This window comes from Mycobacterium sp. EPa45 (genome assembly GCF_001021385.1).
GTDB lineage: Bacteria > Actinomycetota > Actinomycetes > Mycobacteriales > Mycobacteriaceae > Mycobacterium.
On record NZ_CP011773.1, the window covers coordinates 3,305,584 to 3,332,562 of the forward strand.

At 64.4% G+C, this 26,979-nt stretch carries 24 protein-coding genes and 2 pseudogenes; 12 read left to right on the forward strand and 14 right to left on the reverse strand.

The window, feature by feature from the left end; translation table 11 throughout:
- Positions 1-17: 17 nt before the first annotated feature.
- The 6 genes and pseudogenes from AB431_RS15790 to AB431_RS30440 all read right to left on the reverse strand — a co-directional run.
- A pseudogene (locus tag AB431_RS15790) lies at positions 18-497 on the reverse strand (CAP domain-containing protein); the annotation flags it as partial.
- Complete coding sequence (locus tag AB431_RS15795; protein ID WP_047330732.1) at positions 497-856, reverse strand: DUF732 domain-containing protein; 360 nt, start codon at positions 854-856, stop codon at positions 497-499. The pseudogene AB431_RS15790 and the gene AB431_RS15795, both read right to left, overlap by 1 nt.
- A 2,194-nt stretch (positions 857-3,050) precedes the next feature.
- Entirely contained in the window at positions 3,051-3,347 is a 297-nt protein-coding gene (locus tag AB431_RS15810) for a hypothetical protein (RefSeq protein WP_047330735.1), read from the reverse strand.
- Between the two features lie 223 nt (positions 3,348-3,570).
- A pseudogene (locus AB431_RS15815) lies at positions 3,571-4,281 on the reverse strand (serine hydrolase domain-containing protein); the annotation flags it as partial.
- A 160-nt stretch (positions 4,282-4,441) separates the two neighbouring features.
- Complete coding sequence (locus AB431_RS31445) at positions 4,442-4,567, reverse strand: hypothetical protein (RefSeq protein ID WP_255353495.1); 126 nt, start codon at positions 4,565-4,567, stop codon at positions 4,442-4,444.
- Positions 4,568-4,750 (reverse strand): hypothetical protein, encoded by a 183-nt coding sequence (locus tag AB431_RS30440; RefSeq protein ID WP_137144054.1) that lies wholly within the window; start codon positions 4,748-4,750, stop codon positions 4,568-4,570.
- Positions 4,751-4,811: 61 nt separating this feature from the next.
- On the opposite strand from AB431_RS30440, the gene AB431_RS15825 reads away from it, so the two are divergent.
- Both AB431_RS15825 and AB431_RS15830 read left to right on the forward strand, forming a co-directional pair.
- The gene (locus AB431_RS15825; RefSeq protein ID WP_047330736.1) at positions 4,812-5,846 is read left to right on the forward strand and encodes a tyrosine-type recombinase/integrase; all 1,035 of its coding nucleotides are present in this window, start codon (positions 4,812-4,814) and stop codon (positions 5,844-5,846) included.
- 156 nt (positions 5,847-6,002) lie between these two features.
- A complete protein-coding gene (locus AB431_RS15830; RefSeq protein ID WP_047330737.1) occupies positions 6,003-6,554 on the forward strand; it encodes a YaeQ family protein in 552 nt (183 codons plus the stop codon).
- Positions 6,555-6,623: 69 nt separating this feature from the next.
- Here the strand turns inward: AB431_RS15830 and AB431_RS15835 are convergent, their stop codons facing one another.
- Positions 6,624-6,929 (reverse strand): hypothetical protein, encoded by a 306-nt coding sequence (locus AB431_RS15835; RefSeq protein WP_144418270.1) that lies wholly within the window; start codon positions 6,927-6,929, stop codon positions 6,624-6,626.
- Positions 6,930-7,140: 211 nt separating this feature from the next.
- Between AB431_RS15835 and AB431_RS15840 the strand changes: the two genes are divergently transcribed.
- Positions 7,141-7,872 (forward strand): polysaccharide deacetylase family protein, encoded by a 732-nt coding sequence (locus AB431_RS15840; RefSeq protein WP_082135693.1) that lies wholly within the window; start codon positions 7,141-7,143, stop codon positions 7,870-7,872.
- 68 nt (positions 7,873-7,940) lie between these two features.
- Complete coding sequence (locus AB431_RS30445; protein ID WP_144418271.1) at positions 7,941-8,399, forward strand: hypothetical protein; 459 nt, start codon at positions 7,941-7,943, stop codon at positions 8,397-8,399.
- A 5-nt stretch (positions 8,400-8,404) separates the two neighbouring features.
- On the opposite strand, the gene AB431_RS15850 is transcribed toward AB431_RS30445, so the two are convergent.
- Entirely contained in the window at positions 8,405-9,949 is a 1,545-nt protein-coding gene (locus tag AB431_RS15850) for a phospholipase D-like domain-containing protein (protein WP_082135694.1), read from the reverse strand.
- A 257-nt stretch (positions 9,950-10,206) separates the two neighbouring features.
- On the opposite strand from AB431_RS15850, the gene AB431_RS15855 reads away from it, so the two are divergent.
- Positions 10,207-10,704: a hypothetical protein gene (locus AB431_RS15855; protein WP_047330741.1), complete on the forward strand. Its 498-nt coding sequence runs from the start codon at positions 10,207-10,209 to the stop codon at positions 10,702-10,704.
- A 119-nt stretch (positions 10,705-10,823) separates the two neighbouring features.
- Here AB431_RS15855 and AB431_RS15860 read toward each other — a convergent pair whose 3' ends face one another.
- A complete protein-coding gene (locus AB431_RS15860; RefSeq protein WP_047333467.1) occupies positions 10,824-11,942 on the reverse strand; it encodes a fatty acid desaturase in 1,119 nt (372 codons plus the stop codon).
- Between the two features lie 144 nt (positions 11,943-12,086).
- Complete coding sequence (locus AB431_RS15865) at positions 12,087-12,287, reverse strand: cold-shock protein (protein WP_047330742.1); 201 nt, start codon at positions 12,285-12,287, stop codon at positions 12,087-12,089.
- A 465-nt stretch (positions 12,288-12,752) separates the two neighbouring features.
- Between AB431_RS15865 and AB431_RS15870 the strand changes: the two genes are divergently transcribed.
- Positions 12,753-13,238 (forward strand): SRPBCC family protein, encoded by a 486-nt coding sequence (locus AB431_RS15870; protein ID WP_047330743.1) that lies wholly within the window; start codon positions 12,753-12,755, stop codon positions 13,236-13,238.
- 21 nt (positions 13,239-13,259) lie between these two features.
- Here the strand turns inward: AB431_RS15870 and AB431_RS15875 are convergent, their stop codons facing one another.
- Together AB431_RS15875 and AB431_RS15880 are read right to left on the reverse strand one after the other, a co-directional pair.
- The gene (locus tag AB431_RS15875; protein WP_047330744.1) at positions 13,260-13,580 is read right to left on the reverse strand and encodes an STAS domain-containing protein; all 321 of its coding nucleotides are present in this window, start codon (positions 13,578-13,580) and stop codon (positions 13,260-13,262) included.
- On the reverse strand, positions 13,580-16,150 hold the full coding sequence (locus AB431_RS15880) for a SpoIIE family protein phosphatase (protein WP_047330745.1): 2,571 nt from the start codon (positions 16,148-16,150) through the stop codon (positions 13,580-13,582). The genes AB431_RS15875 and AB431_RS15880 overlap by 1 nt, the downstream gene beginning before the upstream one ends.
- 285 nt (positions 16,151-16,435) lie before the next feature.
- Here AB431_RS15880 and AB431_RS15885 point away from each other — a divergent pair, with 285 nt between their 5' ends.
- Together AB431_RS15885 and AB431_RS15890 are read left to right on the forward strand one after the other, a co-directional pair.
- A complete protein-coding gene (locus AB431_RS15885; protein WP_047330746.1) occupies positions 16,436-17,737 on the forward strand; it encodes a cytochrome P450 in 1,302 nt (433 codons plus the stop codon).
- Positions 17,738-17,872: 135 nt separating this feature from the next.
- Positions 17,873-18,658, forward strand: a complete 786-nt coding sequence (locus AB431_RS15890) for a DUF1906 domain-containing protein (protein ID WP_047330747.1) — start codon at positions 17,873-17,875, stop codon at positions 18,656-18,658.
- Positions 18,659-18,996: 338 nt separating this feature from the next.
- Here the strand turns inward: AB431_RS15890 and AB431_RS15895 are convergent, their stop codons facing one another.
- A complete protein-coding gene (locus AB431_RS15895) occupies positions 18,997-19,788 on the reverse strand; it encodes an SDR family oxidoreductase (RefSeq protein ID WP_047330748.1) in 792 nt (263 codons plus the stop codon).
- Positions 19,789-19,998: 210 nt separating this feature from the next.
- Here AB431_RS15895 and AB431_RS15900 point away from each other — a divergent pair, with 210 nt between their 5' ends.
- The 4 genes from AB431_RS15900 (at position 19,999) to AB431_RS15915 (ending at position 24,600) form a co-directional block, all read left to right on the forward strand.
- Positions 19,999-22,374 (forward strand): bifunctional diguanylate cyclase/phosphodiesterase, encoded by a 2,376-nt coding sequence (locus tag AB431_RS15900; RefSeq protein ID WP_047333468.1) that lies wholly within the window; start codon positions 19,999-20,001, stop codon positions 22,372-22,374.
- Positions 22,375-22,410: 36 nt separating this feature from the next.
- Positions 22,411-22,854 (forward strand): thiol-disulfide oxidoreductase DCC family protein, encoded by a 444-nt coding sequence (locus AB431_RS15905; protein ID WP_047333469.1) that lies wholly within the window; start codon positions 22,411-22,413, stop codon positions 22,852-22,854.
- A gap of 102 nt (positions 22,855-22,956) precedes the next feature.
- Complete coding sequence (locus AB431_RS15910; protein WP_047330749.1) at positions 22,957-23,355, forward strand: Zn-ribbon domain-containing OB-fold protein; 399 nt, start codon at positions 22,957-22,959, stop codon at positions 23,353-23,355.
- Positions 23,356-23,388: 33 nt separating this feature from the next.
- Entirely contained in the window at positions 23,389-24,600 is a 1,212-nt protein-coding gene (locus AB431_RS15915) for a thiolase family protein (RefSeq protein WP_047330750.1), read from the forward strand.
- 39 nt (positions 24,601-24,639) lie between these two features.
- Here the strand turns inward: AB431_RS15915 and AB431_RS15920 are convergent, their stop codons facing one another.
- Positions 24,640-26,910, reverse strand: coding sequence for a bifunctional diguanylate cyclase/phosphodiesterase (locus tag AB431_RS15920; protein WP_082135695.1), 2,271 nt, complete (start codon positions 26,908-26,910; stop codon positions 24,640-24,642).
- Between the last annotated feature and the right edge of the window lie 69 nt (positions 26,911-26,979).

The window sequence follows — 26,979 nt, forward strand, 5'->3', positions numbered from 1 at the left end:
CGCCCTTGGGTTCAGGTCGGCTGGCCGTAGACGGCGACGACGACGCTCCGGTCGAGACTGTTCTCCGACCAGACGCCGATCTGAGTGTTGGCGCAGTTGGACATGACCGCCATGTCGGCGGGGTCGTAGTACCACTGGTTCAAGATTTCGATGCCGCTGATTGCGAGCGCCGGGTTGATCGCTACGGTTTCGGCGACGGAGCCGCGAAAGCCGGCGGCCTTGGCTCGGTCAGCGACGGTGGACCCGTTGGATCCGACGTCGCCGTCGTTTGTCCGGTTGTTGAGCAGGTCGTCGGTGTGCCACTGGGCGGCCCGTTGCAATTGTGGGTTGATCACAAGGTCGTTCGTGCAACCGGCCTGATGCTGGACGGTGTAGACGTTGGCAGCGACGCTGTCGTTCAGGCGACGATTGTCGGCATGGGCCTGTGGCGCCATCAGGGGCGCGGCAACCACGGCGATGACCGGGAACACCGCGACAGGAAGGCGTCTCGCGGCCATCATGGCACTGCGCCGGGAACGTAGTCTGCCGCCGATTGTCTGAGCTGCCAGATCCGGGCGGGGCAGAGTTCGTTGGCTCCCTGGGTGATCAGGTACGAAGCCTGGTATTCGTCGGAGGTCTGGAAGTCAGCCTTGACTTCACGCACGATATCCGCGTATGAGCTACCTGCGGTTATCTTGTCGCACAGTCGGTGGCCGTAGGACAGCGCGGCGTCGGCGTTGGGAAAGTTGTACTCGGGACGCACCGTGACGTTCAACAAGTAAGCCACCGCGTCGGCGTGCGACGGCGGGGCGGTGAGCAGCGTAGCCGCGCCGAGCAAGGCGCCGGTCGTCACCGCCATCAGCGGGGCGCGCGACATTTTCCTGGCATCGGTTTCTCCCCCAGCGGGTAACGGATTGCCGCAAGAGCCGTGCCACAAGGCTTGTCCGGCGGACTGAACACTACGGCGGAATCGTTTCGGATCGAATGCCGATATTAGCCAGCGGTCTCCGATCTTGTCGAGAGATCGCTCTAGATACACCGTTGAAGAGCGCTGCTGCTGACGGTGCCAGCGCTGGATTCCTAAGCGAACTCGCCGACAGCGTCGGTGCGTGCGCGACCCGCGCCGGGGCACGTTCGCGATCTCGACAGCGCCGCATGCGGTTGCCTAGCAGTGGGCACGCGGCGGTAAGGGCGTTTCCAGACCTTGATGGAGGGCGCTACAACAGCCGTTTCGCGGGGGCGTGTGTGGCGCTGTTCGCGCCGGCTCGCTCGGCGACGCCGATGCAGCCGGTTGTTTCCTTACCCCGACCTGTGTGGCCGACTCGCCGTCGAGGCTCGCCGTATCGGTTATCAAGTCATCTGACGGGCGCTCAATCAGGGCACCGGACAGTTTCCGGGATTCTGAGGGGGCGCGAGTACCGCGATGGGTGGCGCAAGTTGACGACGGCCCGCGACGGCGTCGAAGCCTCGGCCCAAGGACACCAAGGGCGCCGGAGGCGCACAGCGCGAGCGGGTCCTGATGATGGCCGCAGCACTTCCCTGGGATGCAGCGAACCGTGGAGGATTGGCCACGGCCCAGAGTCGAAGTCGCGCTCGATATCTGGGCAGTAACGGACAGAGTGGACCGCAGTCCCAGACCTTCGCCAACCGCCTCCTCAACCAACCGGGTGACGTCGACGGCAAACCGATGATCTACACCGACGCCTGCCAAGTCTCCACCCTGTTCGTCAGGTTGGATGGACACAGGAGCAGCACCAGCCCGCCGACCATCTTATTGGCCGCCGCATCGATCATTCCTCATGGGCGAAGCGATGCGGTTGGCCCCGCGATGGGGACCGGGACGACTACTAGGATCGCGAAATCGGCTGAGAGCGCGCCGTGTCGACTCCGATATGGGACGTCGAAGGTATGCCCACAAGCTCGGCATCCTCCGTTTCCTCACTCAGCGCAGCGTGATCGACAGTGTCGACATTTTGGCGGCACACGTGGTGTTGAGCTATGCCAGTCTTCGGCCCCGAGATCTGCAATCTTTCGCCGACTTGACGGCGCGGTTCGATCGAGCTGCTGGCGTCGATGCCATACGTGGTGAACCTCCGGCCGATGCCGGCGAAAGCCGTTGATACCGAACCGTTTCAGGGCAATCTACGATTCGTGCCGGCCGACCGCATCTCTCGCTACCGCTGCTGCATGCTTTCGGACAGCTTTGTCGGGGAATCGAATTCGCGTACCTGATCCGGCGACCGGCGGTTTGAGGCCGCCATGACGACTCTTCTTGACTTCTTGCGCGTGAGTAGCTTCTCATGGAATAAATAGCCAAGATCCACGCGCCGGCGACGATGATCGGATCCGTCCACATGTGCTTTGCGTCGACCCGCTTCCGGCCAAACCGCGAAGACTCCGCGGCGCCGCTCGAACCCGGAAGGACCGCTGTTGACACAGACAATGCGACGTTGGGAGATCGACGATGTCGGCCGGAACTGCCTCCAACTCAGAGAGGTTCCGGTGCACTAGCGGAGTCTATTGCTTCAACGCGAGCTGACAGTACTTCTCGGGCCTTAGTGTTCGATGGCGCTCCGACGTCCAGTTCCCGCTATGGCGTGAGCTCGTCGGCCGCCGCGAGGATCCGGCCGACCGTCGTGTGGTGCACCTTGTGCGCGCGTCCGATCGTGCTCGGCGGCATGCCGGCTTCTCGCTGCGCGAGGATGGTCGCGACCAACCCACTGTCTTGCTTGTGATGCCCTGCCGTACGAGGGTTTCCGCGATCGGCGTCCACCGCGCCACCACTGCCGGGTCTCCCGCGGCGATCACCGCGGCGCCAGCGGTACCCCTCGGCGGCGCGATGGCCAGGCGCTCCTCACCGGCGCCGTCGCTTACACGCGCACCGTCATGGGGCGTTCTCTCGGCCTTTGGCCGTTGGGTGCGGTCATTCGACCCGGTGGCAGCGGTCCCAGCACGATGGGATTCGCCGGCCGTCCGCCTGTTGAGCGATAGTAGGCACAGTGTTGCCTGCGCTATCGCGACGTCGATGGCGCACGGCCATAACCAGACGATGGTTGGCAGCAGTCCCAGTGTCACGGCCAGGGGACGGCGCGGGCGCCGTCGTCGAGGCGTTGCGCGGCAACCCGCTTCGTGGCCGGGTCGACGTGGGCGACGCGCCAGCGGTTGCCGTTGCGCACCGAGGGCAGCGATTCGAGGTTGGGGCTGGATGCGTGGAATTCGATGGTGGGGTCGTTGCGGCGGCTGAGGATCAGCTCCCCCACCCCGATCTGCTGCCCACCCATCGCGCTGACGGTTTCCGCGCCGCGGTCGACGTGTTGACGGTGGATGCGTTGGTTGAGCGCGGCGGCCATCTCGGCGGTGTCACACACCAGCAGACTGTCCCGCCCTGCTGTGGTGTCGTTTTGGTAGGCGTGTACGGATGCTCTCGACTGGCCACGGACCCAAGAACGACGATGCCGACGCCGTCAGCGTTGCGGTCGTCGCGCGCACAGCGTCCAGGTTGAGCTCCGCGGTCGCCGACGCGACCATCACTGCGCTCCCCGCGATCGTCGAGCACCGCGACGACCTGGTCAAGACCCGCACTCAAATCGTCATGCCCAGCGGGCCGTACAGCACTTCTTGGCACAGGCTCTCCCACGACGTGCCCGCACCGACGGCCACCGCCTCGGCACCAGCGGTCAACCCGAAATTGGTGTACTCATACGACGTCCGGAACTCGCCCAGCGGCAACTGACGCAGGTGTTCGAGCACGTGGGCGCGGTCGTAACCCAGGTCCTCCAGCAGATCGCCCGCCTGATCAGGCAGCCCCGAGCGGTGCGCGAACATGTCACCGACCGTCACCATCCTCGTCACGGTGGGGTCGGCGAGCGCGAACCACGGAAGCTTCTCCACCACCGGGGTGTTCCACGAGACCGCAGCCGCCCCCACCTGGTGGGCGACGACGGTCGAACTCAGCGACTTCGACAGCGACGCCAGCTGAAACACCGGATCCGGATCGACCCTGTTGCCCGGTGCATCCCCATTGCAAACATCCTTCACGCCGAAACCCCTGGCGTACACCGTCTTTCCACCGTGCACCACGGCGACCGCCATGCCGGGAACCCCCGAGGCCTTCAAGAGCTCGTCGGCGATGCCGTGGAGCATGCCGACGGCGTCCTCGACGGCGTTGGCCGGCAGGCCCATCGCCGGATCCAGGGGTGGCACCACCTCGGCGGTGCTCGACGTCGTCGGCGGACCGGCGGACGTCGCGTCGCATCCTCCGATAAACGCCGCCACGGCGACCAACCCGACCAGCTTGAACATCGACGAACGGTGCACACCAGGAGGTTAAACGGTCAGACCCGCCACCACGGGTCCAGCGCAAACCCCGGATGCGGCCGAACCCACACAGCTGCACACCGCTGCGACGGACGTGGTGACCACCGCGGGCTGCGGACCCCGGTGGACCCGAGTGGTCGATACTTCACGAGCGGTCTTCCTTCGTTGGCGGTGCGATGGAGAGTGCGGGCAGGAGGACGTCGTCGACCAGCGCGGTGAGGAACGCCAACTCGAAGGGTTTGCGTTGGGTGAGTGACCGGTAGGCCGCCATTTACGGGATGACCTGCGCCAGGGTGTCAATGGCTGCGGTGTCGGCGATCTGGTGACGGTCGGCGGCGCGGCGCATCAGCAGACGCAGCGCAGCCGACCAGGGCTCGACGATGACGTCGTTGGCGGCTTCCGCGATCACACCACAGCGCAGACAATCGATACCGGGCTCGGACCCATGATTCATCCCTGGAGGAGCTAGTCATGGATAACGACTGTTATCCATGACCATCTGACAATCTGAGTCGGTGCCTGGATCCGTTCCGTCGAAGCCGCCCGCAGTCGTCCTTCCTGGGTGGTTCGCCGACTTCCTCGCTGATCGTGCCATCCGCAAGCCCTCGCCCCACACCTCCAAAGCCTATCGCCAGGATTTCGAGGCGATCGCCGTGTTGATGGCGGGGTCCGCCGACGCCGTCTCGGACCTCTGCATCCACGAATTGACAAAGGACAGAATGCGTTCGGCGTTCGCTGCCTACGCCGAGACCCATTCGGCGGCGTCGATCCGACGCTGCTGGTCGACGTGGAACACCCTGTGCACGTTCCTCTTCACCGCCGAGTTGCTCGACGCCAACCCCATGCCGCTCATCGGCCGCCCCAAGGTGCCGAAGTCCCTACCCAAGAGCTACCCCGCCAGCGCCGTCACTGATTTGGTTGCAGCGATCGACGCCGATCACGGTTCTACCCGTGCCAGTGACTGGTCCGAGCGTGACCGCGCCATCGTCTTCACCTCATTACTGGCCGGGCTCAGAGCCGACGAGCTACTGAACGCCAACGTCGGCGACATTCGCCGCACCGACGACGGCGCCGTACTGCACGTCCGAGGCAAGGGCAACAAGGACCGTCGACTCCCCATTGGCCCAGAGCTGCTCGACGTTCTCGACGACTACCTTCGGACGTGGGCCAACCGATTTCCCCAGACCCGCCGACGAACATCCAGCACCAAGGCGCCCAGCAGCTTCTCCCCGACCGCTCCCCTCTTCGTCGGTGCCGACGGGGACCGCATCACCCGCGGAACGCTGCAATACCGGATTCTGCGGGCCTTCAAGAAGGCCGGCATCAACGGTGAACGAGCCTCCGGCGCACTGGTTCACGGCTTGCGCCACACCTTCGCCACCGAACTCGCCAACGCCAACGTCAGCGTCTACACCCTGATGAAGCTCATGGGCCACGAATCCATGGTCACGTCACAACGCTACGTCGATGGCGCTGGCACCGAGACCCGCTCCGCCGCTGAACTCAACCCCCTCTACGGGCTCCTTAGCGACGAGAAGCCACCCCTGTGACATGCCTTTCGACCGCCCACGCAGAACTGAGTGCCAGATAACATATCTTATGTCAAGTTAGGTCGGCGTCGACCGCTCCCCGTGACGCTGAGTGTTCGGTCTCAATGAAGCTGTCATCTTTCGCTCGGGGAACACCGCCAGGGTGGACACTATGACGTGGCTCTTTCCTCAACAGTGTTCAAAGTCGAACTTGGCGTCTCCGACGTCGATCACGGCTACTACGCCGATCACACACTGACCGTGGCGCGCCATCCCAGTGAGACCGATGAACGGATGGTGGTGCGGTTGTTGGCGTTTGGGCTGCGCGCACACCGGCTCAGCGACGTCGACGGTGAGTTGGCGTTCGGGGCGGGCCTGTCCACCCCCGGCGTACCGGACCTGCGGCTCGCGGACTACACCGGCCGGATCCTGGAGTGGATCAACGTGGGTCAGCCCGATGAACGCGCCTTGGGCAAGGCGGCCGGCCAAGCAGACCATGTGCTGCTGTTCCCGTTCGCCGTCGGCGTGGCCACCTGGTGGCGCACCGTGGGACCCAAAGTGGCGGGGTTGCCGAACCTGTCGGTGGTGCAGATTCCGCACGCACCGGTGCAGCAACTGGCCCAGACTGTCGATCGACGGGTCTCGGCGCAGGTGATGGTGATGGAAGGTCAGGTGACGATGACCGTAGGCGCCGTCGACGTCACCTTCACGCCCGTGCCATTGGAGTGAACTTCTGCGGCAGGTCGCTTAGCCCTCTCTCGGCGAGACCGAACGTGGACTTTGGGGCGCCGGACGAGGTCAGTGCGCGCCTCGGATGGCAGGCGCGGCCTTTTCCACCGGCAGCACATCGGTTGGCGTCGTCTCCGTGACCGTCCCGCCCATGTTCATGCCTGGGACGCTCGGCGGCGCGAACGTCTTGTTGTGATTGCCACCCGCAACGATGACACTGCCGCCGCCGGGAACGGTGGGTCCCCCGACGCTCGTATCGTCGTGGATCACGGTGTAGGACGCAGCGGCCAGGACAGCGCCCATGCCCACGATCATCCCCAACACCTTCAATCGCGAATGGCGATCCCGATTCGAGATCGCCTCGTCAACTGCCATGTCGTGCAAATGTGCGGCCGGGTGTGGATCGTTCGACATCATCGTCGGATACCTCTGCTCTTGGTGTTCGGTGGCGAAACCGGCCGGGACGCCGGCTCAAAACCACTAAGCCACAGCGTTATTTGAGCGCCCAAATCTGTGACTGCGGTACCCACCAAGTCGACAGCTGCGGTTCAGCTTCTCGCAAGGAAGCACCCCTACCCTTCACGCCGTGGCGCAGCCCGACAGGCGCACTATGTTGCGCGCCATTGCAATTGGTGTCCTTGCCGCTGCCGCGACGAGTCGAGCAACGGCGCGGGCCGACATCACTCATCCAGCCAACGCACAGGTTCCCGCGCCGAGCGTCTTGACCCGCCTGCCCGGTGAGGGCAACCAGTTGGCCCTGACCGTCGACGACGGCACCAACTCGGCGGTAGTGGCCGCCTACGCCCAGTTCTGCCGGGACAGCGGGGTGCGACTGACGTTCTTTCCCAACGGTGTGAACAAGTCGTGGTCGGTCAACGCGCCGCTCCTCGCGCCGATGGTGGAATCGGGGCAAATCCAGGTGGGCAATCACACGTGGAGCCATCCCAACCTCACCCGCATCGGGCTCGACGCGGTGGCCGATCAGGTCCGACGAAATGCCGATTTCCTCCGCAACACCTTCGGCACCGACGGCACCCCATACTTTCGCCCGCCGTACGGAGCCCACACCCCCGACACCGACCGCGTTGCCGCGGACCTGGGCTACACCACGATCACGCTCTGGAGCGGCACGATCGGCGACTCGAGACCGGTCGATGAGCGCCAACTCGTGGGCTTCGCCCAACAGTCATTCCAGCCGCAGCAGATCATCCTGAGCCACGCCAATCTGCCGCCGGTCATGCACACCTACCCGCAGCTGCTCGACATCATCACCAGCCGGGGCCTGCAGACCGTCACACTCAACGATGTGTTCAGCTGAGAGGCGAACTGAGCCCCAGGTGTGAGTCCCCTCGGCAGTCCCGGACCACTGTCCGTAGACTCCGGCGAATGTTGCGCATCGTGTGGACCCTGGTTACCGGTGTCGCACCCCTAGTCCTCGTATCCTGCACCGGCCCCGAGTCCGCGGCGCCGTCACCGAGGCCGGTGGCCGCGTCGAGCACAGTCGCGCAGGAGACCTCCGTCGCGCCAACATCAGGGCAGCCATGCCACCTGGTAGCCGTGCGCGATCTCATCGAGTGGCACAAATCCAGCCACCCGCCTAGTTCCGACGGCTCGACAGGGCCACCCGCCTCCGCCGTGAAATTCGGCAACGTCAACCTCGTGGGCTGCAAGAGCACGCTCGACGGGTGGGTGGAAGAGCACTCAGACAGCGAAGCCGTTACCCAGGCAGGGTTTCGCGACTGCTTTGAAATCGCTTGGGCTGACGACAATCCCGGTTACGACATCCACGCCTCGCCGGCACCGCGCCTGAAAAACGTTCTCCTACAGGCGGGCAACGACTGCTAACTACTCTACAGTCGGCCGCGCAGTCGGTCGCGGTACGAGCGCCCGTCGGGGTCATAAATCAACCGGTAGAGGGGTTCTGCCCAGACGCGGGTTGGCCAGCCCAGACGCTCTGGCTTGTGCGGCCGCAACCGGCCCGGCGGCCTGGTCCCCTGGCAGCCCGACGCGTACCACGCGTCCAGCGCTTCCGCCGTGCTGGTGATGTCACGTATCGCTGTGACCGGATCGACCAGATTTCCGTCCTCGCTGCCGTCGGCCGGTCGGTCCAGATGTTCCCGTAACAGTCGCAGCCTCAAGTCGCGAGCGAAGATCCCATCGGAATCGAGGACTGCGCATGACAATTCGCTGTCGTGGGTCCATGACCGTCGATTGAGGTTGTCGCTGCCGACGCATGCCCAGATGTCGTCGATCACGCAGACTTTCGCGTGCACATACACCGGTGTGCCACGGTGATTCTCGACGTCGAAGATGTGGACACGTTCCGGACTTGCGGCCTGGCATGTCGCAATGGCCTGCCAGCGACCGACCAAGTTCGGGGGCAATTGCAGTCGACCGTCGACGTCGGGATGACGCGGAATCACGGCCACGAGATGGAGGTCGGGGTTGTCTTGCAGTGCTTTGGCGAACAACTTGGCCACCCGTACCGACCACAGGTACTGATCCTCGACGTAGATGATTCGTCGGGCGCGGGGCACCACTTTGTTGTACGCACGCGCGATGCTGCGCTCTCCGTTGGGCGCGAAGTCGTACTGGAAATGCGCGTCTGGGTAGGTACGCAGCACCTGCACTGCATGAGGTCCGCACGCCGGCGGATCCGGTGGTTGCTCGGGTAGGCGGCCAGGCGAGAGATCCGCACCGCGCACTTTGTCCATCACCCAGGCGACCGGCGACAACATGTCCAGCGGTGCTGGATCATTCCAGCGTTCTCGGAAAGCTGTGTCGAGGGCGCCCACAGCGGGGCCGCGGATCTGCAGCTGCACGTCATGCCACGGCGGACGGTCCCCGTAAGACTTGGCCATTTGCACCGCCTGCGGGTCACCGTCGTGCGACTCGTCATCGCGGCGAGAATGGCACAGGTCGATGCCGCCGGCGAACGCGATATCTCGATGCGGCTCGTCCGGATGGCGAATCACGACCAGCTTCTGGTGATGCGATCCGCCCACCCGTACGCGCTGATCCAACAGCACCTCGCCGCCCGCCTCTTCAATGGCCTCGCCCAGGTGCTGATTCTCCTCCTCGCTGTACTGAAACTTGTCCAGGTGAGACCGCCACACCAGCCCCTTCACCACCACTCCCCGTTGTGCGGCGTGACAGAACAACTCACGGATGGTGGGTCCGTCATCGCGCAACAGTTCGTCGGGATCGCCGCGCCAGTCGGTGAAGAAGACGTAGTCCCCCGCCCGTAGGACCTCTGCTTCGGCGGCGAGCCGCTCAAAGTAATTGGCACCGTGTATCAGCGGCTCGGCACGGTTGCCTTCCGACCACGCTGGTATGCGCGCGGCGGGGTTCCCTCGCTCATCGTCGGTCAGGAACCAGTCGGCCAGATTCACCACGACCTTGTGGTGCCCGTTCGGCGTCAGGACTACACCGCAGCCGCTAGCGCCAGACCGGGCGTTGGGTATGCGGCGAACGCGCCGTCCCCGTCACTGCGGGCGCCCAACGGTTGCAATGTCGCATACGGGGAACCCCTGTCAGCATCGGCGCCGACAATCCACGAGTCGCTGATCGCCACTGTGCGCCGGGTGCGCCACACCTCCGACGAAGAAATGAGTCACACATGACAGCCTCAGACCCAAGGGAACGTCCCGACATGACAACTACGCACGCCAACGCCGACTTGGAGGTCGACCACGCCGCCCTGGACGAGCCGCGCGCCAAGTGGCGGGCCGCACAGGAAGCGGCGGCGCAGGCCGAGAGTCATTTGTCCCTCGTGTTGGAACGGCTCGAGCACAATGCCGAACGACGCAGCTCCGACGAGGCTGCGCTGCAAGCCGCGGTCGACCAGCAGGCCGAACTCAAGCGTGCGATCAAGACGTCGGCCGAACAGCGTGAACCGCTGCGCAGGGCACGAAGCAAGGCTCAACGCGGAGTGGAAGAGGCACGCAAGAGGGCCCAGGCTGCTGAGGCCGAGTACGACCAGGCCCTACTCGTCGAGGTGCTGGCCGCACAGAAAAGCAAGGATCTGTCTGCGTCCGACGGCCAGACACCGGCAGCCCATCACGAAACCGATGCCGTGGCAACGCCCATCGCGCAGTCCACCGCTCGAACAACGGCAGCAGCCGTGACGGCTCGTAACGCAGGCGCCTAACCCGCTATCCCCCATGCCAGCGAAGCGCTGGCTCCAGGTCGACGAATGAGCCCAGGCGAGGTGTCTCGCCTGGGCTCATTCGGTGGTGGAGCGCGTGACAAGTCGCATCTGCCGCGAAGTCATGTCGCCGAAACTGGTACCAGCATTTGCGAATTGTTCGCCAAGGATTCGCGGCTATCTGGCAAGCGATCCGGCAATGCGAGCCTGTGGATCGTCCGCAGCGTCGAAAGATACTGGTGTGAAAGCGAACCCGTGTTGTACGGGAGGCCGTACTTGGCAACGAGCGGACGTACCCGGTCGGCGATCTCGGCCAAGCGACTGCTCGGCAAGTCGGGGAACAGGTGGTGCTCGATCTGGTAACAGAGATTTCCGCTCGAGAATGCCAGCAACCGGTCGGCCTTGAAGTTCGCCGAGCCCAACATCTGCCGCAAATACCACTCGGGCCGGGATTCATGCTCGAGGACGTCGCGGGTGAACTTCTGCGTTCCATCCGGGAAGTGCCCACAAAAGATCACCATGTACGCCCATAGGTTGCGAAGCAGGTTGGCGACCACATTTGCCCCGAGGGTTCGACGCCACCGGGACCCGCTGAGCGCCGGCACCATCACGTAGTCTTTGAGCGATTGACGTATTACTTTGCCCGCCAGCGCCTTTGTTTGGGCCTTGGTCTCTGTTCGATCGCGATCCAGATCGACCCCGTGCAGGGCGATACCCCATTCGAACAACAGGGCCAGAAAGAGATTTTGGAGTGGCTGCAACAGGTACCGTGGTTTCCACGGCTGATCGCGGGTTACTCGCATGACTCCGAATCCAAGGTCCCCGTCCTCGCCGAGCACGTTGGTAAAGACATGGTGTCGATAGTTATGCGAGGTCCTCCACTGGGCGGAGAGCGCGACCATATCCCACTCCCACGCGGTCGAGTGAATCTCCGGATCGTTCATCCAATCCCATTGGCCATGAGACACATTGTGGCCGATTTCCATATTCTCAACGCTCTTGGCATACGCCAGCGCAGCGGTCCCCAGGACCCAGCCGAGGTTCGATCGGCTTCCCGCGATCAGCAGCCGCGCGCCGAGCGCGAGCACTCGTTGGAACATGATGGTGCGCCGAATGTAAGCAGCATCCTGTGCGCCGAGCGACTCCTCGATGTCGCGGCGGATCGCGTCGAGCTCGTCACCCAGTTCGCGGATATCGTTGGGGCTCAAGTGCGTATAACAAGCAATATCGGTAACGGCCATTAGTGGGGTGTCCTTGGTCATGTGAACTACCGCAGGCGAGGTTCTGCGCCCCTGAGATATCTAGAGAAGTAGGGCAGACAACTGTGCCTGGGCAGTTGCACCCGCGCCGGGCGGGTGCAACTCACCTGATCGCGTGATCGCCGGTCAGAGTGCGCGGACGCGACTTGCCTGCAGGCCCTTCGCGCCTTGAGTGACCTCGAACTCGACCTGCTGATTCTCCTCGAGGCTGCGGAAACCGCCGCCGTCGATCTCGGAATAGTGGACGAACACGTCCGGACCCTCGGCCCGCGTGATGAATCCAAAGCCCTTTTCGGCATTGAACCACTTCACAGTTCCCTGTGTCATTTTCTTTCTCCTTGTCAGGATTCCCGCCCGCACTGTGCGAGCCGGCGGCCGATCGGTATAGACGGCTGCTTCCGAGTTGTCCTGCAACAAGAAAAGACGCCCGCACCAAGTTCTGCGCGAGCGTGCGTAAAACACGAACACTGAAAAACTTTCGACCTCACTGTTTACAACGTCCTGTGGCCATATTGGTTCCCGGGCTGGCGGCAATTGCCCGATTGTCGCCAACGCCTCGATCGGCGCCGTCGGATCAGCCATCCGCGTCTGTACCAAATCTTGTGTGGCCCAACTGATCTGAACATTCAGGTCGTGCAGGCGACGAGGTGCCCGGATGTCCCAGCTGTAATTGCTGATGGCATCGGACCTCACTCATCGCAGCGCGAACCGCGAAATCGACGGAGCTCGGCCCTTACCCGGATCGAACCGGTGCCGCCCCATCCCCTAGTTCTCCGTGGCAGGATCGATGTCGTGACCGAACTCATCGAGGTACAACGAACCATCCCCGCGCCGGCCGCGGACATCTTCGCGGTGCTGTGCGATCCGCAAGGTCACGTCGCGATCGACGCCACCGGCATGCTGCAGGACGCCGACGGGCAGCCGGTTCGTGCCGTCGGCGACACCTTTGTTGTGCACATGGACCGCGAATCGCTCAATGATTATCCGTTGGGCAAGTACGACGTCACCGTGTCGATCACGCAGTTTGAACAGGACCGGCTGATCGCCTGGACGATCTTCGGTCAACTCAAGCCGGACATCGGGCATGTTTACGGCTACCGATTGGAACCCACGGACGGCGGTACGGCCGTCACGTCGTTCTACGACTGGTCCGAGATCGATCCGCATTGGCGTGACGCCAAGATCTTTCCCATCGTCGGCGAACCGGCATTGCGCGCGACGTTGGGCATTCTCGACCGGGCGGTGCGACGAGGTTATCCCCTGTCGTCAACGCAATAGTCCGCCCCGCTTCTCAGGGATCTACGACGGCTCTGGTGCAGGTTCAATGGTGACCAGCTCGGTCAAACCGCTGACTGTGAAGACGTCCATCAGATGTGGGTGAGCAAGGATCGCGATGCGGTCAGCGTTGCTGAACAAGGTGGTTATCGCGGTGCTGTCCAAGTACTTCACGGCGCTGAGATCGACGGTGAGCCTCGCATCACCGCCTGCGGACTCGGTGATCGCGGCGGTAAGGCCTTCGTTGAACGCGGCAACATTGCTCATATCGATCTCTCCCACCGCGGTCAAGACGAATGTCCCGTCGCTACGGCATGCGCTATCGAGGGTGAGCGGTGTGGCCATCAGATGATCCTCACGGATAGGTGAATTGCTGTTCCCCAGGCGTCGTGAGTGATGGCGACATCATCCATGAGCTCTCGCATGAAGGCGATGCCCCGGCCGCGGTTGGAGTGGCCTGCGGGTTGCGCGGGCTTCCATGAGCCCTTGTCGACGACGTCCAACTGGACCTGGTCGGCCTTGGCTGTTGCGGTCAGGCGGATTGTTCCTCCAGGGCCGTCCCGGTAACCGTGCTCAATCCCGTTGGCAACGGCTTCACCGGTGGCGATGAGCACGTTCATGGCTTGGCGAGGCTTCATTCCCGCCCGGGATAGCCAGTCGCGCAGGACAATACGAGTCCCGGCCAGACGATCGGCCTCGGCTGGAAACTCCAGCTCCAAGGCGGCCGGCTGGCGGTAAAGGAGGAACACGACGTCGTCCTGATAACCATCGCTCGGCGCGAGACTGGACATGACATGGTCCGCGAGATCGTCCAGGACCAAAGCTTGCCCGTCGCGAATGAGGCCCGCAGCGCGGGAAATGCCATCCTCGAGTGGGCTGCTGCGGCGTTCGACCAGCCCGTCGGTGTAGAGCGCGAGGCTGGCACGGGCAGGCAGAGTGATGCGCGCTTCAGGGCGGGGCCAATCGTGTCGGATTCCCAATGCGATGGTGTGGCCACCGTCCAGCATTTGAGTGGTGCCGTCGGGGGCCACCACGATCGGCGGCGGATGTCCGGCACTGGAGTAGACCAACTCGCCGGTATCAGGGTTGAGCACCGCACACACCGCCGTGGTGCACTGGGCGCCGGGTAGTCGAGCCGCGAAGCGATCCAGCCCCGCCAACGCGACTGCCGGGCTGGGATTCTCGAACAGCAGCGCTCGGCAGGCGCTGCGGATCTGCCCCATCACTGTGGCCGCGGGCAAGCCGTGGCCGACACAGTCGCCGACCACCAACGCGATGCGCCCGTCATCGAGGGAGACGATGTCGTACCAGTCGCCACCCACCTGGAGCGGACGGCTCGCAGCCTGGTAACGCACCGCGAAACCGCTTGGTAAGTCGGAGGGTCCGAGGATCGCATGTTGCAGCGCTAATGCGGTTTCACGCTGCTGATCGACCCGGTGCACCCGCTGCAGCCCCTGCCCGAGACGGCCGGCGAGCACGGTCAACAAAGTCTGGTCCTCGAGGGTGAACTGCCGCTGCTCACTGAGCTCGATCCAGACCACGAGCACCCCATCCGGATGTTGCAGCGCGATGCCCGCGGCTCCGGACTGCACAGCATTCGGCGTCAAGAAATCTCCGTCACGCAATGACACGAGGATCTGTTGGGTGTCAGCCGGTAGATCACCCCAACGCACTGACCCGCCGGCCGCCGCGACGTGCGGCTCGCCATACGCGGTTTCCGATGGCGACCCGTATGTCGGAAAGGTGACCGTCAGAACTCGGCGGGCACGCCACAGTCGACGCAGTTCCTCGGCCGCGGCGAGCAAGGCGCCGCCGACGGTGTCGGCCCGGGCGAGCTCCTGATTGAGAGCGTGTTCACGACCCGCAGCCAGCGCCAGTGCAATGGCGGCGTGACGAGCGAAATCGCTGACCAGATCCAAGTAGGCATCGTCGAAAGCGGGTTGATGAGGGCGACGCGCGACAGCGATCACTCCGAGCACCACATCATCGGCGATCAGGGGCATGACGATCGCCGAGCGATCACCAACGTCGGTGAACCCCTCAATCGGATACTGGAATGAATCCGTAATGAGCGGCTCACCACGACGCGCAACACTGCCCGTGGTGGAGCCGTCCATCGGGACCTGCCGGCCAATCACTTCCGAGGAGTACCGACCCGCTGTCGCGGCCACGACGAGGGCGTCGACCTCGTCGCCGACCAGATCGGGCTCGGCCGGGACCAGCAAGATCGCCTGCTCGGCGTCGGCCAACTCAAGCGCCCGGTTGACGATGAGCTGCAACGGCCTTGTCTGCGGATCACCGGATAGGAGCGCAGCAGTGATCTCGCGGCTGGCCGTCATCCATTTCGCCGATTCACGCGCCCGCTCGAAAAGTCTCGCGTTGTCGATCGCGGCGGCCGCTGCGGTGGCCAATGCCCGCACTGCAGTCTCTTGGAAGGGGGCGAACACCCGGTCGGGCCGGTCGTCGATCAGATAGAGCGTGCCGAAATCATTGTCGCGCACGGTGATCGGCAGACCCAACAGCGTTCGCATCCACGGGGCATGTGCGTGCAGTTGAGCAGTCGCTGGCGAAGCCTGTACATCAGCAATCCGAAGGCCCGTACCCACCGGCAGATCGGCCAGCCGGCGCGCTGTGTCCGCGTCGATCCCCTCACGGACGGACGAGATCAAAATTCCGTCCGCCGCGCGGATACCGAGCGCCCCGTACTTCGCATCGGTGAGCTCCATCGCGGCGGTGACGATCCGCCGCAGTGTCACATCGAGATCCAGATCAGAGCCAATCTCTACGATGAGCCGAACCAGTTGTTCCATGCGGTCGCGAGCCGCCACCAGCTCGTCGAGTTCTGCATGCACCCTACCCACCAGCTCGCGCCAGCTTTGTCCGGTGAATGCAGGGCCTTCCCCATCGTCGACCACGAGTTCGAACCTATCCGCCCGGCGGCAGCGAAATACGTCGCTCGGCCGAACCGGGAATTCTGGGGTGCGACACAATTTCGGCCATCACCACATGGTTGCCGCTTGTCGGGCGATTAAACGCCGTTAATATCCGGCCCTCGGGCGGCTCCTGAGTGGCATGGGGCATCCCGGTGTCCCTGGCGGACCTGGCGTTGATTCCAGAATTGAGTAGTGAACTACCCAATCCCGCGCGTGGTGGGTCCTTGATCGTGGACGAGGACGGGCACGGCGGACCGGGAGGACACTATGACCACACTCGACTGGGGTATCGCGCACCGTGCAAACGGCACGCCACCGCCCGACATCCCCTTGAGTGACATCGACCTGGGCTCCCTCGATTTCTGGCGATGGGACGACGACCGCCGTGACGGCGCATTCGCCACGCTGCGCCGGGAAGCGCCCGTGGCGTTCTTCGAGGCCGCGACGGTAGCCGGATTCGAGTCGGGTCCCGGGCACTGGGCGCTGACGTCGTACGACCATGTGCACCATGCGAGCCGACACCCCGAAGTGTTCAGCTCGGTCCCCACCAGCGTGTCGTTGAGCGAAATCGACCCCGCGGTTGCGGAGTTCAGCGGGTCGATGATCAACCTCGATGACCCGCGCCACCACCGCCTTCGATCGATAGTCAATCGGGCGTTCACCCCCAAGATGGTGGCCCGCATCGATGAGAGCGTGCGACAGCGGGCGCGGCAGCTGGTGAGCGACATGGTGACCAACCACCCCGACGGAGAGGCGGACTTCGTCGAATACCTGTCGGGTCCGTTTCCGCTGCAGATCATCTGCGACATGATGGGCATCCCCGAAGCGGACCAGCAGAAGGTCTTCCACTGGACATCGGTCGCCCTGGGAATCGGTGACGAAGAAGTGTCCTCCGACCACGACGAGGTGATTCAGGTGATACTGGATCTCGCTGCTTACGGCGTCGAGTTGGCCGAGTCCCGCCGCGCGGCTCCCGCTGACGATCTGACCTCCAGCCTGGTTTCGGCGGAGGTCGACGGCGAGCAGCTGTCGTCTGCGGAGATCGCTTCGTTCTTCATGCTGTTGTCCGCGGCCGGTAACGAGACCACCCGCAACGCCATCAGCCACGGCATGGTCGCATTGAGCCGGTATCCCGACGCGCGGGCGACGTGGTGGGCCGATTTCGACGCCGTCGCGCCCACCGCCGTCGAGGAGATCGTCCGGTGGGCCAGTCCGGTGATCTTCATGCGACGCAATCTGAGACAGGACGTCGAACTCGGCGGCGTACGCATGAAGGCCGGCGACAAGGTTTCGATGTGGTACAACTCGGCCAACCGCGACGAAGCCACGTTTGACAATCCATGGTTGTTCGACGTCACCCGAAATCCCAACCCCCACTTCGGTTACGGCGGTGGTGGAGCGCACTTCTGCCTGGGCGCCAACCTGGCGCGGCGCGAGATCCGGGTGCTGTTCGAAGAGTTGCACCGCCAAATCCCCGATATCGCCGCTGTCGACGAACCGGCCATCTTGTCGTCGGCGTTCCTTCACGGCATCAAGCGACTACCTGTCCGCTGGACGCCGCCGGGTTAACCGCATGCGGGGGTATCCCCTGCCGACATCGTGCCGCCACGGGCGGGTAACGATCCGAACTCATCTTGAGTCGATACCGGACTCGATCAGCGTGGTTCCACCGTTAACAGCAGTCACATCGTTAACATCGCGCGGGTGCATGATTTGCCCGATGCCAGCCGTGCGGTCAATCGGCGCGACGCGCTGCGCTATGCCGGTGCGTTGGCCGGCCTTGGTGCCGCTTCGCTGTGTTGGGGCACTCCCGAGGCGGCCGCCGCGGCTCCCACACTGATCGACTTCGCCGCCAAACAGATCCCTGCCGAGCACATCCGCGCTGCGGGCCACGCGGGTGTCGTTAACTACGTCTCGACATCGCGTCCGGGCTCCTCTTTCGGCGCCAAGCCGATAACTCTGCCCTACGCCCAGTCCCTGACCGCCGCGGGCCTGGTGATCGTCAGCAACTATCAGTACGGAAAGCCGGGCGGTACGGCGCCGTCGGACTTCCTGCGCGGCTACGCCGGCGGCATCGCGGACGCGCGCGCCGCCTGGCAGCTGCACACCGCCGCGGGCGGTGGCCAGAGCGCGCCGGTCTTCTTCACCATCGACGAGGACATCAGTCGTGACACTTGGAATCGCGTTGCACTGCAATGGTTTCGCGGCATCAACTCCGTGCTCGGAGTGCAGCGCACCGGGGTCTACGGCGGCATCGACGTGTGTCAGTGGGCCTTGGCGGATGGCGTGATCGGACGGTCGAGCACGCCCGGCCGTGTCTGGGCCTGGCAGACCAAGGCCTGGTCGGGCAACCGAGTCCATCCCGCTGCCGTCCTCTATCAGCGCATCGTGAGCACGGCGTCGAACCCCGGTCCGCTGGTCGGCGGCCTCGAAGTCGATGTGAACGACGCCCTGGCCTCCGATGTCGGCCAGTGGAACCTGCACCGCTGACTTTGCGCTGGCACCCAGTCGAGGAATTGCCCGACCGCGTCGGCCTTCATCGTCGCGATCGGCGAAGGACCAAGGTAGAACTGACGATTCACCTCGCGCGGACAAACTGAAAGCGGATCCTCCGGCCGCGGATCTCCGGCGAGGTCAGGCGGCCTCTTGGCCTGTCGGGATCGCGCACGACGCACAGTCGGGGCTGTCGATGTCGAGTTGCCCGCAGGTCGGGCAGATGAACGGAATCATGAGGTTTCCTTCGTCTCGCGGTCCGACGCCGGCTTACTTCGACGTTGGCGCGTTTTTACCCCGCGCCGTCGTGCTCGAAACGTTATCGGCGAGACCGGCTACCCCAGGGTGTTCCGGAATCGGCGCATCCCGGCGATCCAGCGCCCATAGTCGGCGCCCTTCTGCCGGTACATGGTCAGCACCTCGGGATGCGGCAGCACCAGGAACGTGCCATCGGCGATGGCCTGGACGACGAGGGCGGCCACGGCGTCCGGGTCGATCACGGCGCCCGCACTGGTGACGGAGGCACCCGCCAGTCGGATCTCGTCATCCGGCGATTCGGCCATGCCGCGCAATAGTGGAGTGTCCACCCCCATCGGGCATACGCAGCTCACGCCAATCCCCTTGTCTCCGTAGCAAATGGACAACCATTCGGCGAACCCGACGGCGGCATGCTTGGTCACGCTGTACGGTGCCGCGCCCAGCTGAGTGAGCAGGCCGGCGGCCGACGCGACGGCGACGAAGTGTCCGCTACCGCGCTCAAGCCATTCCGGCACAAGAGCTTTCGCTGCACGGATGTGGGCGCGCAGGTTTACATCGATGATCCGATCCCACGCCGCTTCATCGTCGCCGAGTCCGGATTCGCCGGCAATGCCGGCATTGGCGACGAAGATGTCTACCGGTCCGAACGCGTTGCGTGCGGTGTCGAGGAGGGTGGCGATACCGTCGACGCTCGAGGCGTCTGCCGCCACCCCGACGCCCCCGGTCACTGCGGCCGTCTCGGCGACCGTGTCGGCATGGACGTCACCGACCACGACCGAGGAACCGGCCGCTGCCAGTGCCACCGCAATGGCCCTGCCGATACCCGAGCCCGCTCCGGTGATCACTGCTATCGATCCGTCGATGTGCACGGGGACCTGTCTAGCGCACCGGAGAGGGTCGAGTGCCCCTTTCGCGAGCACGTGCACTACCGAACGTTGCTGTTGACAGTAATTAGCGCAGTTTTTCGAGCATCTGACTGGTGGTTTGCTTTTGTTCTTCTTTGCGCATCCGTTATTCTTGCTGAGGCCTTTGGTTGTCCCGGAGAGTTGTGCCACCGGACGGTGCAGGAAGGGGCCTCGATGCCCAAGACCGGCCGGGTCGCAATCGGTGCTTCGGTGATTTTCGCTGCGTTCGTGGTCTGGATCTTGAGTGGCTGGTCGCAGGGAGCGGCGGTCACGGCGGTCGACGACATCGTGTTCGTCGTGCTGAGTCTTGCGGGCGCTGTCTTCACCGCCCTGGCGGCGCGAGCAGTACACGGGCGGATGCGCGTCGCGTGGGCCGCCATGACGATCGGAATGGTGGGCTGGGCGCTCGGCGAGGTGCTGTGGGCGTACTACGACCTGGCTCTCGACGAACCGCCATTCCCGTCACTGGCCGATGCGGCGTATCTGGTCATGCCGGTCGGCTTCTGCGTGGGTTTGCTGCTATTCCCCGCCGACAGCCGCCAGTCGCGGGGACGAACGTTGCTCGACGGGGTGATCGTGGCAGGGTCGCTCTTCCTGGTGAGCTGGGTGACCATCTTGAGCCCCATCTACTCGGCCGGCGCGGAGAGCGCGACGGCGATGATCATTTCGCTGGCGTATCCGCTCTCGGATGTGGTGATCCTGACCATGGCGGCGATCGCGTGGCTGCGGGCGGCCGCTGACCAGCGTCGGGTGCTGAACGTGCTGACCTTGGCGATGCTCTTCATCGCAGTGTCCGACAGCGGCTTCGCCTACCTTTCAGCGAAGGACGGCTACTCCAGCGGAGGTCTGATCGACGTCGGATGGGTTGCCGGTCTACTGCTGATCATGGTCGCGGCCACGGCCAGTCGTGACGAGGTCCTCCTATCGAAGCCGCGAGCCGAAGTCACAAGCTGGGCTTCGGTCTGGTTTCCCTATGCTCCGCTGCTCGTGGCCGGCCTCGTGGCGGCTGCCGAACCAGCCACTGTGTTTCAAACCCCACTGGTGGGAACCGTGGGAACGCTGCTGATGGCTGCGGTGCTGGGTCGGCAGTACTTGGCGGTCACGGAGAACCGCCGGCTGTTGGCGACCGTGGCCGAACAGGCGCTACGGGACCCGTTGACGGGCCTGGCCAACCGGACGATGTTCTCCGACCGTCTCGAGGAGGCGATGCAGCGCCGTGAACGCGACGGTGGGACGGTGGCGTTGATCATCCTGGACCTCAACGATTTCAAGCGCGTCAACGACACTCTGGGCCACCCAGCCGGTGACGAACTGTTGAACCGGGCCGGCGAACGGATTCTGGGTTGCGTCCGCAACAGTGACACTGTCGCCCGTCTCGGCGGCGACGAGTTCGTCGTGCTCATCGACGACGACACCTTGCGCGAGCACGCCGATCAGATCGCGAAGCGGGTGGCGGAGTCCTTCGACAAACCATTCACCATCGACGGCCAAGAGCTGTTCATCAGGCCCAGCGTCGGGCTGGCGGTGGCGGGCGCCGACGAACCCGAGATAGCGGCCGGGGACCTGGTCAAACGGGCTGACACGGCGATGTACGCGGCCAAGAAGACGCGCACCGCCGGCGTGCAGAGGTACACCGATGATCTGCAGCTGACCACCTCGCCCGCCAACGGCCTGATCAACCGGTTGCACAGCACCCCCTCGCCTGAGGATGCCGCCGCGATGCAGCTGCTCGGTGAATTGCGCCAAGCCATCGATTCCGTCGAGCTCACGTTGGCTTACCAGCCCAAGTTCAACCTGATCACCGGCCAGATGGTCGGTGTCGAAGCCTTGATCCGCTGGCCGCACCACCGGCGCGGTCTGCTCAGTCCCGACGATTTCCTGCCCTTGGTTCGACACCACGGTCTGATGCGGCCGGTTACCGATCTGGTGATCGACACCGCACTCGACGCCGCGCAGAGGTGGCATCAGGCGGCAGTGCAGTTGCCTGTGGCGGTGAACATGTCGGCACCGCTGCTGGCCGACCCGCACCTGCCCGCCCGCATCCGTCGATCCTTGGCCGACCGCAGCCTGCCGGCGAGCGCGCTGACCGTCGAGATCACCGAGGACCTGGTGCTCGGCAACATGGAGGGCACCCGTGATGTCCTGAACCAATTGCGCCGCAATGGTATTCGTATCGCCATAGATGACTTCGGCACCGGCTACTCCACCTTGTCCTATCTGTGCGAACTGCCTGTCGACGAGGTCAAGCTGGACCGACGGCTCGTCGTGCAGATCATGGACGACATCCGAGTGGCGACCGTGGTCCGCGCGTTGATCGCGCTCGCGCACGAACTGGGCTTGATCGTCGTGGCCGAGGGAGTCGAGGACGCCGAAATCGCAGCATGCCTCATCGAATTCGGCTGCGATGTGGTGCAGGGCTTCTACTTCAGCGTTCCGTTGTCCGCCGACGAGGTGCTGCGGCTGGCTGCCGGTCCCGACGCCGCCTCGCCGGGCGAGAGCCCTGTGACGCTGGGAACACACCCTGCTCGATCCAGGCTTGATTTGGGATGATGGAAGGGCGATAACCGCTTGGGCGAGGAGGTTGCGATGACGCCGACTCACAATCCGCCGAGCGCGCCTGTGCTGTTGTACGACGGGGTGTGCGGTGTGTGCAACAGCGCAGTGCGCACCATTCTTCGATACGACGATCACGGAACCCTACGGTTCGCCGCTTTGGACAGCGATTTCGCCCGCGAGACGATCTCGCGGCATCCCGAGATAGCGGGTCTCGATACCGCCGTGTTCGTACGCGACCCGGGGCAACCCAGCGAGAGGGTGTATCTGCGGTCTGCAGCGCTGCTGCGGATCGCGGAGTACCTGGGGGGCTGGTGGCGATTGGCCTTGGCGGCATACGTGATCCCGGCGGCAGCGCGCGATTGGCTCTACGGTCGGTTTGCCGCCGTGCGGTATCGCGTCGGGGGCCGATACGACACCTGTCCCATACCGCCAGCTGATGTGCGGACACGCTTCCTCGACACCACCTACGGCTGAGCCGAGCACGCGATTGGGCCTCGGCGCGCAATCAATCGACCCCCTCGTCGATCGTCGATCAGCCTTCGCTAGCGTCACGTGAACATACGAACGGAGGTTCACATGGCCGGGCGCATACCGATGGTCGATTACCTGGTGCTCGACGACGGTGAACCGCACCTCGTGGCACATGAATGCACGACCTGCGGTGCTCGGTTCTTCGACCGGCGCAATGCGTGTGCGAAATGTTTCGCCACCGATTTCACTCTCGTCCCCGTCGCCAACGAAGGCACGGTGCGCGCGTTCACCATCGTCACCTTCGCCGCGCCGGGCGTGCCTGTCCCCTTCGTCGCAGCCGTCGTCGACTGTGACGGCACTCAGGTGCGCGCCAACCTCGTCAACGTCGAGCCCGACCCGGAACACATCCATGACGGGATGAACGTGCGCCTGAGCACCTACTCGCTCGGCGGCGACACGAACGGAACCGAGGCCGTCGGGTTCGGCTTCGAGCCCGTCGCCTGACTCCCCACCACTGAACCGCTGCAAGGAGATGTCATGAGTGCCAGCGACGAGATCTGGATCCTCGGTATTCGGATGACGAAATTCGGTAAGCACACCGATAAGGACACCGTTGACCTGGCCGCCGAGGCCGCAATGGCGGCGCTGCAAGACGCCGGCGTGAGCATGGCCGACATCGGCGTGTTGGCCGCAGGCAATCTCATGAACGCCAGCGCCGGAATCGGCCAGCAGCTGCAGAAGCAGATCGGCCAGACCGGGATCCCGGTGTACAACGTGGCCAACGCCTGCGCCACCGGAGCCACCGCACTGCGCACGGCGATCATGGCCGTCAAGGCCGGTGAGGTGCGCTACGGCATGGCTGTTGGAGTGGAAAAGCTCTCTGGTGCAGGACTTCTCGGCGCTGGCGGCCGGAAAAAGGACGATTCCGGCGTGTGGGAGCCGTCGGGCCGGTTCGGCGCCGTCGCGCCGATCGACGGGCGCATCGGCACCGAGGCCATGCCCGGGGTGTTCGCGCAGATCGGCACCGAGTACGGCCACAAGTACGGCGGCACAAGCTTCGAATTGTTCGCCAAGATCAGCGAAAAGAACCACGCGCATTCGACGTTGAATCCGCTGGCTGCCTACCAGAAGCGATTCACACTCGAGCAGATCATGAACGACGTGATGATCGCCTACCCCAACACTCGGCCGATGTGTTCCGCCAACTGCGACGGTGCGGCGGCGGCAATCGTGTGCAACGGCGAAACACTCAAAACGCTGTCGGCCGAACAACGTCGGCGGGCGGTCAAGGTGTCGGCATCTGTGCTGACCACAGACCCTTACGAAGAGGGCTGCCAGGTCCTGCCGAATGTGAACACCTTGACGCGCAACGCCGCCGCCACCGCCTACGAGCAGGCCGGCATCGGACCGAAGGATCTAGACCTGGTCGAATTGCATGACTGCTTCGCCACCGCAGAGTTGGTCCACTACGACAACCTGATGCTGTGCGACGAAGGCGGTGCCGCCGACTTCTTCAATTCGGGTGCCACCTGGCGTGACGGTGCGACGCCCGTCAATGTCTCCGGCGGTCTGGAGTCCAAGGGCCACCCGATCGCCGCGACCGGCATCGCCAACATCTGGGAAATCTGTCATCACCTGCGCGGTGAGGCCGGTGACCGGCAGATCGAAAATGCCAAGGTAGGCCTGGCCCACGTCATCGGCCTCGGCTCAGCCTGCGGCGTGCACATCCTCGAGAAGTCAGCGGCCTGAATCTGGTTGAGGCGCTGCTGAGTCCGCGCCGCGAAACTCTCACCCCGTAGTCGACGGCACGGCGATATCGGTGAGCGCTGTTGCGCGCCCGAACAGGTGGCCCTGCGCGAGTCCGCATCCGGCCATGAAGATGGTCTCCGCCTGGTCCGCGGTTTCGATACCTTCGGCAATCACGTTGAGGTTCAAGGCCTGACACAGTCCGATGACCGACCGGTAGAGGGTGAGATTGCGCCTAGGGTCGACGCCCAGAGCGAGGCCGCGGTCCAATTTCACGATCTGCACCGGCAACTCATGCAGGTAGGTCAGCGAGTTGTAACCAGCGCCGAAGTCGTCCAAAGCCACCCTGATCCCAAGGTCGTTCAAGCGCCGGATCGCGCCCGCTCCCTCGGCCAGGTCGACGATCGGAACCGTCTCGGTGATCTCCAGGACCAGCCGGGCCGCGGGTAAACCATGCCGGGCAAGTGTGCGGGTGATGACACCTTCGAACTCCGGGTTGCCGAGTCGGGCCGCTCCGATGTTGACATGGACGTCCAAGTCCAGATTCGCTGCTTGAATCTCCGCACAGGCTTGGTCGAGCACCAACGCATCCAATTGGGCGCCCATGCCGTTGGCCTCCGCCAGGGCGACGAAGGTTTGCGGGGGGATCTGCATTCCGCTCGGTGTCGTCCACCTCGCGAGCGCCTCCACCGCCACCGGAGTGCCCTGTGGGAGAGCGACGACTGGCTGATACTTCAGCCGGAATCCTTGCGGAATACCACCTTTCGCCTGCCGCAGTGCCGTCGGAAAGTCCTCCGAGACACTGAAGGCCGGCCGGTAGACCACCGCGGTGTCCTTGCCCAGTCGCTTGCCCGTGTACATCGAGATGTCGGCCTGCCGGAGCAAGTCGTCCGATGTCGGGGCAAGCCCGTGGTGTCCGGGGCTGACCAGGCCCATGCTCGCCCGCACCCGGATTGACGTCCCGTGCACCGAGAACGGACTCCGCAGCGCGACCCGTAACTGGTCGGCGATGATCTCGGGCGCTCCGACCTCACCGGCGATGAGGATGGCGAACTCGTCTCCCCCGATGCGCGCCAGCGTGTCGGCACGCCCGAGGCAGCTGCGAAGGCGGACGCTGATCGCACGCAACAGTTCGTCGCCGGCCGCATGCCCGAATCGGTCATTGACGTCTTTGAAGTCGTCGATGTCGACGAAGATCAACACGAAGGGCCCATCGCGGATCGCGTCGTCGAGCCGCTGAGCCAGAAGCAACCGGTTGGGCAGATTGGTCAACGCGTCGTGGTGTGCCTGATGAGCCAGACGGCGCTTGGCGTCGACCAGCTGTTGGGTCAGCATCCGCTGTACACGCATCGCCACCAGGTAGCGGGTCGCGACAAGCAACGCCAACGCGAGGTAGGTGCTCGCGAAGAACACGTCGATCCCCCGCCCGACGAGTACCTGAAACGTGAGCAGGGCCGTGCTGCCCATGAAGCCCACATAGGGCAGGGTCAGCTGCGCCCAGTTGGTGGGCAATTCGTTCTCGGGGCGGGGCCGCGGCGGCAGATCGAGCAGACTCCACGCGATCAACAGTGGCGCGAGGATGAAACCGGTGCCGATCCACAGATTCAGGCTCGCCACCTCGACGCTTCGGAGGTAGGCCAGTAGTCGATCGGACGAGACGAGGGTGATCACCGCGGCCGCGAGCAGCATGTAGTTCGCTCGCCCCAGGCGATACGGCGGGTACCACATCGCGACGAGGACAGCGACCATGACCACGACGAGTTCCACCGTCGCGATTCCGAATACGACTGCCGTGTTGGTCGATCGCGGCAACGCGGCGCTGTCCGCAGCACCTGGCCGGGCGAGGTAGATGAACTGAGAGAACGCCAGTGCGCTCACCAGTCCGTCGAGCACGGTGGTGAAAACTCGTGGCCACGCCAGCGCTCGGCCGGGCACGTAATAGTCCCGGCCGGCGCGGATCAGCAGGACCATCGCCGCACAGAAGAAGAACGCGCCGACGAAGTAGCTGACCACGCTCAGCCAGGGCGCAGTCGCGTGTCGGTCGGCGTCGCCCGTCAGTTGCCACAGGAGCTCGGCTCCCAGAAAGATGGCCACGGCCGTCACTAGCGCAATGCGCCACCACCGCGACAGGCCGGTCACGTGCGGTACGACGACCAGCCCGACGACCACTGCGGTAATACAGACGACCGTTTCCAGCGCGAATTGGACCCGTAGCGCCGTCGGCACCCCCCACAGGCCGAGCGCGTTGAACGCTGCCGCCGCAACGACGGCGGCAGTTAGCCCGCAACGCAGGCGGCGACTCCCAAGCGACAACGCGCCCCCTCCACCCTGCGACGCTGACCCCCAATATCGTGGCAGAATAGCGCGACGGCTGGACCGTTA